This window comes from Labrys sp. WJW, from assembly GCF_001676615.1.
GTDB lineage: Bacteria > Pseudomonadota > Alphaproteobacteria > Rhizobiales > Labraceae > Labrys > Labrys sedimenti.
In genome coordinates this window covers 29,457-42,605 of record NZ_LYXZ01000037.1, presented here as the reverse complement: position 1 = coordinate 42,605, position 13,149 = coordinate 29,457, and the positions used below count along the sequence as shown (strand labels likewise).

Annotated in this window: 12 protein-coding genes, 1 tRNA gene and 1 pseudogene; 4 read left to right on the top strand and 10 right to left on the bottom strand. The window is 63.9% G+C overall.

The genetic code is table 11. The features are described from left to right. The first annotated feature begins 345 nt into the window (after nt 1–345). Nucleotides 346–609: a DUF3253 domain-containing protein gene (locus tag BA190_RS21910; protein ID WP_068292283.1), complete on the top strand. Its 264-nt coding sequence runs from the start codon at nt 346–348 to the stop codon at nt 607–609. Between the two features lie 28 nt (nt 610–637). On the opposite strand, the gene BA190_RS21905 is transcribed toward BA190_RS21910, so the two are convergent. Then, entirely contained in the window at nt 638–1,393 is a 756-nt protein-coding gene (locus BA190_RS21905; protein WP_245314897.1) for a glycoside hydrolase family 25 protein, read from the bottom strand. A gap of 167 nt (nt 1,394–1,560) precedes the next feature. Here BA190_RS21905 and BA190_RS21900 point away from each other — a divergent pair, with 167 nt between their 5' ends. Next, nucleotides 1,561–2,415 carry a polysaccharide deacetylase family protein gene (locus BA190_RS21900; protein WP_068292213.1) on the top strand — a complete coding sequence of 285 codons (855 nt, stop codon included), beginning with the start codon at nt 1,561–1,563 and terminating at the stop codon, nt 2,413–2,415. Nucleotides 2,416–2,475: 60 nt separating this feature from the next. Here the strand turns inward: BA190_RS21900 and BA190_RS21895 are convergent. Continuing rightward, a tRNA-Leu gene (locus BA190_RS21895) sits at nt 2,476–2,560 on the bottom strand. A 182-nt stretch (nt 2,561–2,742) separates the two neighbouring features. Here BA190_RS21895 and lipB point away from each other — a divergent pair. Further along, on the top strand, nt 2,743–3,501 hold the full coding sequence (gene lipB / locus BA190_RS21890) for a lipoyl(octanoyl) transferase LipB (protein WP_068292209.1): 759 nt from the start codon (nt 2,743–2,745) through the stop codon (nt 3,499–3,501). Nucleotides 3,502–3,516: 15 nt separating this feature from the next. Here the strand turns inward: lipB and BA190_RS21885 are convergent, their stop codons facing one another. The 8 genes and pseudogenes from BA190_RS21885 to BA190_RS36915 form a co-directional block, all read right to left on the bottom strand. Further along, complete coding sequence (locus tag BA190_RS21885; RefSeq protein ID WP_068292206.1) at nt 3,517–3,948, bottom strand: hypothetical protein; 432 nt, start codon at nt 3,946–3,948, stop codon at nt 3,517–3,519. A gap of 99 nt (nt 3,949–4,047) precedes the next feature. Next, nucleotides 4,048–4,728 carry a Crp/Fnr family transcriptional regulator gene (locus BA190_RS21880; protein WP_068292203.1) on the bottom strand — a complete coding sequence of 227 codons (681 nt, stop codon included), beginning with the start codon at nt 4,726–4,728 and terminating at the stop codon, nt 4,048–4,050. Between the two features lie 33 nt (nt 4,729–4,761). Next, entirely contained in the window at nt 4,762–6,777 is a 2,016-nt protein-coding gene (locus BA190_RS21875; protein ID WP_068292190.1) for an acetyl/propionyl/methylcrotonyl-CoA carboxylase subunit alpha, read from the bottom strand. A gap of 338 nt (nt 6,778–7,115) precedes the next feature. Beyond that, nucleotides 7,116–7,952: a hypothetical protein gene (locus BA190_RS21870; protein WP_156771645.1), complete on the bottom strand. Its 837-nt coding sequence runs from the start codon at nt 7,950–7,952 to the stop codon at nt 7,116–7,118. Between the two features lie 418 nt (nt 7,953–8,370). Next, a complete protein-coding gene (locus BA190_RS21865) occupies nt 8,371–9,903 on the bottom strand; it encodes an acyl-CoA carboxylase subunit beta (protein WP_068292178.1) in 1,533 nt (510 codons plus the stop codon). A 70-nt stretch (nt 9,904–9,973) separates the two neighbouring features. Further along, nucleotides 9,974–11,194, bottom strand: coding sequence for an MFS transporter (locus tag BA190_RS21860; RefSeq protein ID WP_068292175.1), 1,221 nt, complete (start codon nt 11,192–11,194; stop codon nt 9,974–9,976). After that, nucleotides 11,191–11,769 carry a GNAT family N-acetyltransferase gene (locus BA190_RS21855; protein WP_068292277.1) on the bottom strand — a complete coding sequence of 193 codons (579 nt, stop codon included), beginning with the start codon at nt 11,767–11,769 and terminating at the stop codon, nt 11,191–11,193. The genes BA190_RS21860 and BA190_RS21855 overlap by 4 nt, the downstream gene beginning before the upstream one ends. A gap of 75 nt (nt 11,770–11,844) precedes the next feature. Next, a pseudogene (locus BA190_RS36915) lies at nt 11,845–11,997 on the bottom strand (DUF1127 domain-containing protein); the annotation flags it as partial. Nucleotides 11,998–12,115: 118 nt separating this feature from the next. Between BA190_RS36915 and BA190_RS21850 the strand changes: the two are divergent. Continuing rightward, the gene (locus BA190_RS21850) at nt 12,116–13,042 is read left to right on the top strand and encodes a LysR family transcriptional regulator (protein ID WP_068292173.1); all 927 of its coding nucleotides are present in this window, start codon (nt 12,116–12,118) and stop codon (nt 13,040–13,042) included. Nucleotides 13,043–13,149: the final 107 nt, after the last annotated feature.

The following is a 13,149-nucleotide window of genomic DNA, read 5'->3' as shown; positions in this document are numbered from 1 at the left end:
AAGGCCGCCGGTCACCTCCAATGTCGGTGGCTCTCCCGGTTTGTCTCGTCCCGGCTGGTCAGCCCCGGCCCCACGAATCGAGAGCCCGTCGCCAACGCCTAGCGCGCCTCGGGTCGAAAGCCCATCGCCGGCCCCCAGCGCGCCAGCCGGCGCCGGCCCGGTGCCTAATTGCCCGCCGGGTACAACCGGCTGCTGAGCAAAGGCCGACCTAAGCAAGAAACGCTCCCCAAGCGAGATGGGGCCTAGGTTGCAAATACAGAGAGCGGTTTTCGTTTCAAGCGATGGAAACCGCCCCGCATTTTCATGGCGAGCGCGCGACGCTTTCGCATCCAGATCGTGAGTTCAATGATAGACAAGGACGTCCTGGAACAAACTGCACTGCGCCTGATCTCAGCCCTGCCGGCCGGCAAGACGATGGCGCCCGCCGACATCGCGCAAGAAATCGCGGGCAAGGCCGCCGATCAGTGGGGACCGCTGATGCAGCCCTTGCGCCGTATCGTGGTGCGCCTGGCCAAGGAAGGCCGGCTGGTGATCTATCGCAAGGGCGCGCCGGCCGATCCCGACGATTTCAAGGGCGTCTACCGCCTCGGACCGGTGCGGATCGACTGACGCAAGGCGCTGCCAGCGGCATGCAATCTCAGTTGGCGGCGATACTGCCGGTGGCGACGTTCTGGGCCAGGAAGTCCTGCCATTGCTGCTCGGAGCCGGCGAAGGCGTTTCGGTCGACCTGACCCTGGACTCCGGGCACCGAGCCGGTGGCGGTATACTGCCAAAATGCCCAGGAACGCTTGCCGTAGCGCCCAGAAGGATGCCCCTTCACCGAGCGCACCCAGAAGGGATAGCTCTCCAATTCGCCGGTCAGGATCTCGCGGTGGAAGTCCACCGTGGTGTAGATGATCGGCTTCTTGCCATAGAAGCGCTCCATCTCACGCAGGAACACCGCCATGTCGGCATGGATCTTCTGGGCGGGCGGACGCAGCTTGCAGGTCGGCGAGAGGTGGTTCCACTCCATGTCGAGAACCGGCGGCAGGGCGTCGCTCGCAGGCGGCACATGGGTCTTGAACCAGGCGACCTGATCCTCCACCGGCCGGCAGAAATAATAGAAATGATAGGCACCGGTCGGTATGCCTGCGGCGCGGGCTCCCTCCCAATTGGCCTTGAACTTGTCGTCGATGCGGTCACCGCCCTCCGTCGCCTTCAGATAGGCGAAGCGCACGCCTCCCCGCGCGGCAGCATTCCAGTCGATGACACCCTGATATTTCGAGACATCAATGCCGTGCACCGGAAACCTGTTCGCCTCGGGATAGGCTTGCTGAACGGTCGAGCAGGCACTGAGAACCAGCACACCTGCTGCGATGAGCCCATGGCGCATGAAGCACGACAGCGATCGCATTGTGAAACCCATTATGAACGGCCGTTACATCCGGCACTTCAACGACTGGAACACAGGGTAGAGAGAGAAGCTTAACCGCTCCTCACTGTCGACAAAAATCTTTGAAGACACGGCCCGAAAACACGCTTATCAGGCGAATCATCCCCCATTACCGGTCAAGTTCTATCATGAAAGTCCTGGCCCTAGCTGCCGCCCTCGCCTGCGCCCTGCCCGCCTCCAGCCTCGCGGGCTGCCCGCCGGAGGCGCTGGGCGTGTCCCGCACGCTGCCGGTCGGCACCGTCGGCGGCGGAGCCGTGGGCATCAAGACCTATCCCCAGACCCTGCGGCTGGCCCCTGGAGAGGTGGTACTGACCTTCGACGACGGACCGATGCCGGGACGCACGGAGAAGATCCTGGATGCCCTTTCAAGCCAATGCATGAAGGCTACCTTCTTCATGATTGGCCGCAACGCCGCCGCCGCTCCCGCCTTGGCTGCCCGGGTCGCGAAAGAAGGACATACCGTCGCCTATCATTCGATGACTCACCCCGTCCTGCGCCGCTTGCCCTTCGAGCGAGCGCGCGCCGATATCGAGAACGGCTTTCGTGCCGTCGACAAGGCGGTATGGGGCATAGCGAGAGAACGCCCGCACCAGCCCTTCTTCCGCTTTCCGGGCTTTGCCGACTCACCTGCCCTCAACCAATGGCTCGCCTCGCTGGACATGGTGGCGTTCGGGGCCGATCTGTGGGCCAGCGACTGGGAACCCGAGACGCCACAGGAGGAGCTCAAGCTGGTGCTCGGACGGATCGAGAAGAACAAGGGCGGCATCGTGCTTCTGCACGACATCCAACCCCGCACCGTGGCCATGCTGCCGCAATTTCTGCAGGAACTGAAGAAACGCGGCTTCCGAATCGTGCATGTCGTGCCCGGCCCCGGTGCGCTCGAAACAGCACCGGCTCCCGTTGGCTGGTTCTCCCAGACCGAGCGTATCCTCGCACGCCAGGGCAGACCGGTCGGCAAGGTCCGGCGCGCGTTGTCGCCATAGCCATCGACAAACCAAAAAGGCGATCCGTTTCCGGATCGCCTTTGGAGCCAAGCTCGAATTTGGTGCGGTCAAGAGGACTCGAACCTCCACTGGTCTCCCAACTACCACCTCAAGGTAGCGCGTCTACCAATTCCGCCATGACCGCGGTTGCTGCACGGGGCCGGCGCCAAGAGCGCGCTGCCATGTGAAGCGGCGCATCGTCTAACAGATCGATCACAGGGCAGCAAGGGCAATTCACGCTTTTCCTGCACTTAGCGTGCAAGCCCTTGTCGAAGCCTCGAAATCCGCCGATATGAAGGGCTTGTTTCCCCGATTGGAACCGATCCAGTGACCAGCCGCAATGCCCTCGACCATAGTTTCCTGCCCGGCCGCGATTCTCCGCCGGTGGAATGGCAGGTGATGGCGGACCTCAGTCCCTATGAGGAAACCATTGCTGCCATGGAGGCCAGGGCAACGGCGATCGCGGACGGGACGGCCGATGAATGCGTCTGGCTGCTCGAACACCCGCCCCTCTATACCGCCGGCACCTCGGCCCGGCTCGAGGACCTGGTCGCCCCCGATCGCTTCCCAGTGCACCAGACCGGGCGCGGCGGGCAATACACCTATCACGGTCCCGGCCAGCGCGTGGCCTATGTCATGCTCGATCTCAAGCGCCGCCGGCAGGACGTCAGGCGACTGGTGACGGCATTGGAGGCCTGGTTGATCGACACGCTCTGGGCCTTTCATGTGCGAGGCGAGCGGCGTGAGGATCGGGTCGGTGTCTGGGTCAGGCGACCGGAGCGCGGCGCCGGCGCCGAAGACAAGATCGCCGCCATCGGCATTCGCCTCAAGCGATGGGTTTCCTTCCACGGCATCGCCATCAATGTGGAACCCGATCTCGAGCATTTCTCCGGCATCGTGCCGTGCGGCGTCCGAGACCACGGCGTGACCAGCCTGGTCGATCTCGGGCTGCCGGTGACGCTGGAGGATGTCGATCTCGCCCTGCGCCAGACCTTCGAGCCGATCTTCGGACAGACGTGCCTCCCGAGGGCAGAAAGCGATTCGGGAAATGCCGCCAAGGCCCTGGGATCGCGCGCCTTGGCCTGAGTGGGCTTATGCGCCTTACCAGCTCGTTCTGGCGCTGGAGGCGAGCCCATTGCCGGGAATGATCGCCAATGCGATCAGCCAGCCAACCATCGGACCGCTGAACAGGCCGAATGTTGCCAGGGCCTGCTGCCAGGAGGCGAGCGCGCCCCGGTCAAGAAAGAAGATCGCAATCGCGACAGCCAGCAGATAGAGGCTCAGAAATGCCGGGATTACCAGGCCGGACCAGCCGAAATCGTGCAGGCGCTTGCGTGAGAGACAGATGGCCGACCAGGCGATGGCTGCGACGAAGGCAAAGGAGCCCAGGCCGTAAGGACCGCTCCAGCCCTGCAGGGCATGATGACCGCCGACCGTGAGCGCGGCCAGCAGCACGACCCCCGCGGTGAAGGCAACGCGATCGATCGCACCGGAAGGTGAAAGCAGCAAACGCAGGATGACGACTGACAGCATTGTCCTGACAACGCACTGAACCCAAGCTGGATATGCTTGTAACATCCGGGGGTTAACGCCGCGTTTCGAAGTTTCGATTCGCCTGTTTCGCAAAATGCTTCAAAGCCGGCCGGTGGCCACCCGCATCTTGTCGGCCAGGCCGCCGCCGAGTCGCCGATAGAGGGCATGGGCGATCTGCTCGTCCCGTTTGCACAGCGCCTTGAGCTTGTCCTGATCGAAAGCCAGCACGCGTACGGCATTTTCCGTCACCACCGTGGCGGTGGCCGGCACGCCCGTGGCAAAGGACACGTCGCCGACGAAGGCCCCGGCGCCGACATGGGCAACGAGTTGGTCGCGCACGCGTACCTCCGTCTGGCCTTCGCAGATGAAAGTGAGCTCACGCACCGGATCGGCCTCGGTGGTCACCACCGCGCCAGGCTCCAAAGTGCGCCATTCCGCCGTTCGCAGCAGCTGGGCGATCTGCGCCTTGTCGAGGTCTCCGACGATCGGTTTGATGAAGGCCTGTTCGTCGGCCGAAAGCTTCAGGCTGAGCCGATCGCGCAGGAGAATGCCGAGCTGCACCAGATTGATCAGGATGAAGGCGCTGTCCCAGGCGATCGAAGGCCAGACGGCCGAGCCGCTGAACAGGAAATAGAGCACCTCCAGGGCGATGCCGACCACCGCGGCCAGCCGCAGCCAGAAGATGTTGGTCAGGAGGTAGGAGATTGCGATGATGGCATAGGCGATATGGCCGGGGAGCGCACCCCAGCTGAAGAATTGGTCCCAGACGCTCAAAACCATTCCCCTTGCTCTTCGACGATCCAGAGCGTGTCGTCAGGCAAAATCCATGATCACCGCATCGACTGCCAGCGTATCGCCCGGCTTGACGCGGATCTTCTTGACGGTCGCGTCACGCTCGGCACGCAGGACGTTCTCCATCTTCATCGCCTCGACGACGCAGAGCGCCTCCCCGGCCTTGACCTCCTGCCCCTCCGTGACCTCGATGGCCCGAACCAGCCCGGGCATCGGACACAGCAAGGCGGTCGTGAGGGCCGCGCTGCTCTTGACCGGCATCAGGCGAGCAAGCTCGGCTTCGCGCTGGGTGTAGATGCGGATGTCGGCAGCAGCGCCGCGATGGGCCAGCACCACGCCATTGGGTATGGCGCGCACCAGCATGGATACCGGTTCGCCATGGATGCGTCCCGACCATACCGGCTGGCCGGGCTTCCAATCGGAGGTCAGCGTGACCAGGCGTTCCGGCGCCCCCTCCGGCGTGAGGAAGGTCACCTGCATCTCGCCACGCGCCTCGTCGACCTCGACGGTGAAGGAGGTATCGCCGAGCATCGCTACGCGGCGACGATCGAACACCACGGGCCTGCCGACCATCTGCCCGCTGATGCCGCGCTTGCGCTGGTTCTGGATATGGTCGATCGCGGTTGCGACCGCCGCCAGCCTGTCGGCAATCGCGCCCCGGGGCGGGCTGACGGCAAAGCCGCCAGGGAATTCCTCGGCGATGAAGGCGGTCGACAGCCGTCCCTCCTTCCAGCGTTCGTGCTGCATGAGGGCCGCAAGGAACGGAATATTGTGGCGAATGCCTTCGATGGCAAAGCTGTCGAGCGCATCCGACATGGCGGCGATCGCGCCGGCTCGAGTCGGGGCATGGGTGCAGAGCTTGGCGATCATCGGGTCGTAGTGGAGCGAGATCTCGCCTCCCTCGAACACACCGGTGTCGTTGCGGACCGTGATACCCTTCTCGCGGCGCTCGGCCGGCGGGCGATATTGCGTCAGGCGGCCGATCGAGGGCAGGAAATTGCGCAGGGGATCCTCGGCATAGACCCGCGATTCCACGGCCCAGCCCGAAAGCTTGATGTCGGTCTGCTTCAGCGCCAGCTTCTCGCCTGCGGCGACGCGGAACATCTGCTCGACCAGATCGATACCCGTCACCAGTTCGGTCACGGGATGCTCGACCTGCAGGCGGGTGTTCATCTCCAGGAAGTAGAAGCTCTTGTCCTGCCCGGCCACGAATTCCACGGTGCCAGCCGAATCATAATTGACCGCCTTGGCGAGGGCCACGGCCTGGGCGCCCATCAGGGCCCGCGTCTCGGCATCCAGCAATGGCGAGGGCGCTTCCTCGATCACCTTCTGGTTGCGGCGCTGGATCGAGCATTCGCGCTCGCCCAGATGGATGACGTTGCCATGCTTGTCGCCAAGCACCTGGATCTCGATATGGCGCGGCTCGACGATGAATTTTTCGATGAAGACGCGGTCGTCGCCAAAGCTCGCCTTGGCCTCCGAACGCGCCAGGCGGAATCCTTCTTCGACATCGGCCGACGAGTAGGCGATGCGCATGCCCTTGCCGCCGCCACCGGCAGAGGCCTTGATCATCACCGGATAGCCGATCTCCTCGGCGATACGGATGGCAGCCTGGCCATCATCGATGATGCCCAGATGCCCAGGCACCGTGGAAACACCAGCCGCCGCGGCCGCCTTCTTGGATTCGATCTTGTCGCCCATCGCTGCGATGGCATGGGGATTGGGGCCGACGAAGATGATGCCTGCTTCCTTGAGTGCCGTGGCGAAGGCCTCTCGCTCCGAGAGGAAGCCGTAACCTGGATGTACTGCGTCGGCACCGGTCTTGCGGCAGGCCTCGATGATCTTCTCGATCTGGAGATAGGATTGGGCGGCGGGCGGCGGGCCGATATGGACGGCCTCATCCGCCATCTCGACATGCAGGGCATCGCGATCGGCGTCGGAGTAGACCGCGACCGTGGCGATGCCCATGCGGCGCGCCGTCTTGATGATGCGGCAGGCGATCTCTCCGCGATTGGCGATCAGAACTTTGGAAAACATGCCCGCAATCACCCAGAATAGTTCGAATGGACTTTCCGCCCTTTCCTAGGGCGTCTCATAGATTCCGGCTGCGCGCAATAAGCCGGCTTTCAGATTCAGGCGGCGTGCACCGCTCTTGGGCCACGCCAGCCCGCCGCCGGACAGTCGTCTTGTTCCAGAGGGTCATCAGGTGAAAGCCGCGCGCCCTCAGGTGGCTTCCTACGAAGGCTCGCCGGGCGATACTACGTTGGAGAGTAGGTTCATGTCCTGATTCGCCAATGCCCACTAAGGGGTTGATTGAAAACAAAAATGCCGGCCCTGGGCCGGCATTCCTGTATTCCTGTGGAGAGGTGACTTGATCAGATCATCTGGCTGATCGACTGGTCCCAGTTGTTGGTCGCCGCCATCTGGCGCGGATCGACCAGGGCCAGCAGGGCCCGCTCGGCGCGGCTCACCCGGCCATCATGCTGGATGCGCCGGTTCAGCCAGGCACTGTCGCGATCGGCCAGGACCACGGGCGTGGCCAGCGAGCGGCCGCCCGTATTGCTCGGCTGGTTGGTCGCCAGCAGGTGGGCCTGAATGGTCTCGGCGAAAAGCCCGTCCCAGGCCGGATCCTCGCTGTTGCAGCCTTCGGCCATGTCGAACAGCATCTCGGCTTCCTGGCGCGAGATGATGCGGCGCTTGGCGCCCTTCTCGACCTGGAAGAGGCGGGCCATGTTGGCGATGTCCTGCGTATCGATCACGCGGGAGAAATGGATGCGGCCCTTGGCCGCCGGCCCCTCGCCCGTCATCGCGGCATGCTGAATCTGGTGCAATGCGAAGCTGGCAAGGTCGTCAGGCAGGCTGTCGGCCTGTTCGACCAGCCGGATCAGCAGACCGAGCTCGGCGGCATTGGCCACCAATCCCTCGCCGCCATCGAGCATCGAAAGGAGCCAGGCTCCCTGCTCCTTGGAAATGCTGCCCTTGGGTTCGTTACGATCCAGGACGAAAGCCGTCAGCATTTCCTCGAAGAGGGTGTTAAAATTCTTGGTGCGTCCTGCCAATACGCCCTGAAGCGCAAAGAGTGCGTCGGCATCGGCGGCCTGGAGCTGCACGCCGTCCTGCCAACGCTGACGCATTTGCTGAACTTCGGAATCCTCGATCGAACCGCGCTCCAGAGCCGGCTCAACTAGAGTTGCGATAGGTGACGTCACCATGGGGTCGTGCCTTGCCTTGATTTGCGCCTAACTCGCGGCGCCTCATGAAACCCAATTTGAGCCTGGATCACTCAAACCGGCGTTAATGAGTCTCACCCTAGGAGCCGCACATGGCCAAAGAATGTGCGGTTCGCCACAATCCTGTGGCAATGTCGGGCCGAAATCCGATCATTCGCAGCTTTGGGCCTGGCGATCGCCGAGGGCTCGACGAGAGAGCTGATATAAAGAGATCGCTCCGATACACCCGATATCTATCTGATATCAAACCCTTTTCAGGGTTCAGCCATGCCGCTGCCGCAGGCCTGCCCTGCGATGTGCATCGCGTCTGCCCCCCCATGCGATGATCCCAGCCAGCGGGATTCACCATGTTTTGTTATTTTCCCTTACGGCAGGCAAAACGTTCGGCCCTGCAATCGCGCTAAAGTGGGATGTTGTCATGCTTCTTGCGCGGGGCCTCGACATGCTTGTTGCGCAGCATGGCCAGGGCGCGTGCCACGCGCTTGCGTGTTTGGGATGGCTGGACCACTTCGTCGATATAGCCGCGCTCGGCCGCGACGAAAGGCGAGAGGAAGCGGTCCTCATAGCCCTTGACGTGCTTGGCGATCTTTTCCGGGTCGTCCATGTCCTGGCGGAAGATGATCTCAACGGCACCCTTGGCCCCCATCACCGCGATCTGGGCGGTCGGCCAGGCATAGTTGACGTCGGCCCCGACATGTTTGGATGCCATGACGTCATAGGCACCGCCATAGGCCTTGCGAGTGATCACCGTCACCAGGGGTACCGTGGCCTGCGAATAGGCGAACAGCAGCTTGGCGCCGTGCTTGATCAGTCCGCCATATTCCTGCGCGGTGCCGGGCAGGAAGCCGGGAACATCGACAAGGGTGACGATCGGGATCTCGAAGGCGTTGCAGAAGCGCACGAAGCGAGCGCCTTTGCGGCTGGCGTCGGAATCAAGCACGCCTGCCAGCACCATCGGCTGATTGGCCACGATGCCGACGGTGCGCCCCGCAAGGCGCGCAAAGCCCGTGATGATATTGCGCGCGAACGTCGCCTGGATCTCGAAGAAGTCACCCTCGTCCGCCAGCTTGGTGACGAGTTCCTTCATGTCATAGGGCTTGTTCGGATTGTCCGGCACCAGCGTGTCGAGCGAGGGCTCGAGCCGCTCGATATCATCGAAGGAGGGGATCTCCGGCGGCCCCTCGCAATTGTTGGCCGGCAGGAAATCGATGAGCCGGCGCATCTGCAGCAGGGCCTCGACATCATTCTCATAGGCGCCATCCGCCACCGAGGAACGCACGGCATGCACGGAAGCGCCGCCCAGTTCCTCGGCCGTCACCGTCTCGTTGGTGACCGTCTTGGTGACGTCGGGGCCGGTGACGAACATGTAGCTGGTGTCCTTCACCATGAAGATGAAGTCGGTCATGGCCGGCGAATAGACGTCCCCGCCGGCGCAAGGACCCATGATCAGCGAGATCTGCGGGATCACGCCGGAGGCCAGCACGTTGCGCCGAAAGACCTCTCCATAACCGCCCAGCGCTGCCACGCCTTCCTGGATGCGGGCGCCGCCGGCATCGAAAAGGCCGATGATCGGTGCCCGGTTCTTCAGCGCCATGTCCTGGATCTTGTTGATCTTGTTGGCGTGGGTCTCCGACAGCGAGCCGCCGAACACCGTGAAATCCTTGGCGAAGACGAAGACCTTGCGACCATTCACCGTGCCCCAGCCGGTGACGACGCCGTCACCGGCGATATGGGTGCGATCCATGCCGAAATCGACGGCACGATGTTCCACGAAGGCATCGAATTCCTCGAAGGAACCGGCATCGAGCAGCAATTCCAGGCGCTCGCGCGCCGTGAGCTTGCCCTTGGCATGCTGGGCTGCAATGCGCTTCTCACCACCGCCCAGCAGGGCCTGGGTGCGGCGTGTATCGAGTTCGGCCAGGATATGCTTCATGAAGGGCGCTTCCCGCGGCTCTTGTTGGAACCTGCCGCGCCTTGTTCCATACAGCGATATCGCCCGGATTTCACCGGGCTCGGCCGTTCCCCGGGGAAATTCCACAGGAACCGGCGCGCGCCGGCGCAAAACGCTGCTTGAGCAGGAGAGCCGCAGCGAGTGCGACACCGGCCAGCGCGAGCGAAAGGACCAGCGCGCCCTCCGGCCCCCACCAATCGATCACGCGGGCATAGATGACCGGCGCCCCGGCCGAGACGACGAAGCTCGGCGCGAGAAGCCGGCCGGTGATGGCGCCATAGGCCCGATGGTCGAACAGGACGAGCGGGACCGTCCCGCGCGTGATCGTTGCAAGGCCGTTGCCGGCGCCATAGCCGAGGGCGAACAGCATGGCAGCCGTGAGCGAGTAGCCCCCGGCGAACCCGGCGGCAAAGCAGAGCGGCAACAGCGAGCAGGCAAGCAGATTGAGTGCGAGCGGATGCAGGCGGGTACCGAACAGGATCTCGGCGAGCCTCGCAGCTGATTGCCCGATGCCTCGTAGTGTCGCGATCCAGACCGACGAGGCCTGCGCAAGGCCGAGCCCGGCCAGGATGGCGATCATGTGGGAGGACATGCCTGCGTTCAGGAAATTCAAGATCGTGGTGATCAGCGCGTAGAGCACGCCGGCGAGCAGGAGGTCGGAACCGGGCCGGTCGGACCTCTGTCGGGAACTGTCGACATCGGGCATCGGCCCGACAGGGCGCCGAACGGCAGGCAGTGCCAAGGCAAGCGGCGCCGTCGCCAGCATCAGGCCGGCATAGACGAGCACGGCTCCCCGCCAGCCGAGGCTGTCGGCCAGCGCCGTCCCCAGCGGCCAGAAGGCGGTGGAGGACAGCCCGCCCGGCAGCGTGATCTGGGCCATCGCCCGGCGCGCCTCGGCTCCGCCGGCCCGCGCCAGAGCCGCAAAGGCGGCATCATAGAGCGTCAACCGCATGGCGACGCCCAGGACGAGCCAGGCGGCGAAATAAGCCGGCATAGAATGGCTGAATGCGAGGCCGGCACATCCCGTGGCGGCGAGCACCGACCCAGCCGCCATCATGCCGCGACCACCATGACGGTCGATCAGCCGTCCGCAGAGCGGCGAGACCAGGCCCATCACCAACAAGGCCAGGGCGAAGCCGCCATAGACGATGTCGCGCGGCCATCCGAGGTCAGCCGCCATCCGCTCACCAAAGCCGCCGACCAGATAATAGGTCGCTCCCCAGGCCACGAACTGGAAAAGGCCGAGACAGAGGACGGTACGGCGCTCGATCATCGCCCGGCCTCGCCGTCAAAGGGTAGCGCGCCATTCCCAATCCCGAGAGGGCGCTGCATCAGCACGGTATCGACCCAGCGCCCAAGCTTGAAACCAACCGATGTCAAGACGCCCACCTCGGAAAAACCCAACCGCCGATGCAAGGCGATCGAGCCGGCATTGCCGCTATTGCCGATCACCGCCAGCATCTGGCGCCAAGGGCCGGCCTCGCAGCGGGCGATCAATTCCTCCAGCAGGAGGCGGCCAATTCCCCGCCCGCCCATATCCGGGGCGACATAGACGGAATCCTCGACGGTGTAGCGATAGGCCGGGCGCGGCCTGTAGGCCGTGGCGTAGCTATAGCCGACCACGCGCCCCTCCGTCTCGGCTACGAGATAAGGCAGCCCTTGAGACAGGACGCCATGGCGGCGCGAAACCAGCTCTTCCAGGCTCGGCGGCACCTCCTCGAAGCTCGCCAGCCCCTGCAAGACGTGGTGGGCATAGATGGGCTGCACCGCCGCCATATCCTTCTCGCGAGCATCCCGCACGAGAATGGCTGCCGCATTGGCGGTTGGATCCATCCGATTCGCTGTCATTGCCGTCGCCTGGTTGCGTTCCTTCATAGCAGGATCGCCCCTTCCCGCCACCGGCCGCCCAACCAGCGCTTCCAGCCTGGTCAGACCGATATCCGCAAGCAGCCGATCGTCGAGTTCGCGCAATGCCGCCCGCTGGTGCAGGTGCGAGCGGGCAGACAAGGCGAGATAGCGCCCTGTCTCCCGGGCGATTGCCACGCATGCTGCCGGAAGCGACAGGCGCCTTGCCATCCTATGTTCTCTCCGCCTGGTAAAACCACCCGGATTGTCGCCGTCCTCTATGGATAAAGGAAGCTTTGGAAAATCATGCTAAGCATAAGGAAATTTTTGATATGAGAACGACGTCGATATGGACCGGCTCAACCTCGATCACCTCAAGGCCTTCGCCGATGTCGTCGAACTCGGCAGCTTCTCGGCGGCAGCCGAACGACTGAACCTGACGCAGCCCGCCGTCAGCCTGCAGGTCCGCCAGTTGGAGCGGCGCCTCGGCACCACGCTGATCGAGCGCGTCGGGCGCAAGGCAAGGCCGACTGCAGCCGGCACGGAACTGCTGCTGCATGCCGCCCGCATCGATGCTGCCGTGCAGGCGGCGCTCGAGGCTGTCGCCCGCCAGAGCGAGGGGGTGATGGGCACGGTGCGCATCGGTACCGGTGCGACGGCCTGCATCTTCCTGCTGCCCGCCCTGCTCCAGAGCCTCAGGCGACGCCATCCCCGGCTGGAGATCGTCATCACCACCGGCAATACCGGCGAGATCTCACGTGCGGTGGAGGATAACCGCCTCGACCTCGCTCTGGTCACCATGCCTGTCTCGAGCCGCTCGCTCGAGATCGAACCGGTCCTGAAGGACCCTTTCATGGTCATCGGGCCGCCGCAGACCCGCCTGCCCGTGCCGGCTTCTCCCGCCGCCCTCGCCGAATTGCCGCTGCTGCTGTTCGAACCCGGCGGCAATACACGGCGCCTCTCCGACGAATGGTTTGCGCAAGCCGGCCTGTCTCCGCGTCCGGTGATGTCGCTCGGCAGCGTCGAAGCGATCAAGGAACTCGTAAGAGCAGGCCTTGGCTGCTCGATCCTGCCCGGCATCGCCGTTCGTGGCGATGCGGCCTCCGGCGCCTTGACGGCACAGCCGCTCTCGCCGCCCCTCTCTCGCATGCTCGCCATCATTGTCCGGCGCGACAAGCCCCTTCATCGCGGGCTCAAGGAAATCATGCGAGCCCTGCGCGAACTGTCTGGCTCACCGCCCACTTCCGCAGCGTCCGGGACCATTCGTGAAGATTAATAATTTGTAATCAGACGCGCTAAACCGCCTTCCTTGGTAGCGGCAATGTCCAGCCTCCCGAAAATGGCGGTGCCCGGGAGAAAAATTGCGCTCTTCGACATGAAATC

Bases quoted from the DNA above. Each gene is read 5' to 3' on its own strand.
- BA190_RS21910 (WP_068292283.1), top strand. From the start codon at position 346: ATGATAGACAAGGACGTCCTGGAACAAACTGCACTGCGCCTGATCTCA.
- BA190_RS21905 (WP_245314897.1), bottom strand. From the start codon at position 1,393: ATGCGATCGCTGTCGTGCTTCATGCGCCATGGGCTCATCGCAGCAGGT.
- BA190_RS21900 (WP_068292213.1), top strand. From the start codon at position 1,561: ATGAAAGTCCTGGCCCTAGCTGCCGCCCTCGCCTGCGCCCTGCCCGCC.
- BA190_RS21885 (WP_068292206.1), bottom strand. From the start codon at position 3,948: ATGCTGTCAGTCGTCATCCTGCGTTTGCTGCTTTCACCTTCCGGTGCG.
- BA190_RS21880 (WP_068292203.1), bottom strand. From the start codon at position 4,728: ATGGTTTTGAGCGTCTGGGACCAATTCTTCAGCTGGGGTGCGCTCCCC.
- BA190_RS21875 (WP_068292190.1), bottom strand. From the start codon at position 6,777: ATGTTTTCCAAAGTTCTGATCGCCAATCGCGGAGAGATCGCCTGCCGC.
- BA190_RS21870 (WP_156771645.1), bottom strand. From the start codon at position 7,952: ATGGTGACGTCACCTATCGCAACTCTAGTTGAGCCGGCTCTGGAGCGC.
- BA190_RS21865 (WP_068292178.1), bottom strand. From the start codon at position 9,903: ATGAAGCATATCCTGGCCGAACTCGATACACGCCGCACCCAGGCCCTG.
- BA190_RS21860 (WP_068292175.1), bottom strand. From the start codon at position 11,194: ATGATCGAGCGCCGTACCGTCCTCTGTCTCGGCCTTTTCCAGTTCGTG.
- BA190_RS21855 (WP_068292277.1), bottom strand. From the start codon at position 11,769: ATGACAGCGAATCGGATGGATCCAACCGCCAATGCGGCAGCCATTCTC.
- BA190_RS21850 (WP_068292173.1), top strand. From the start codon at position 12,116: ATGGACCGGCTCAACCTCGATCACCTCAAGGCCTTCGCCGATGTCGTC.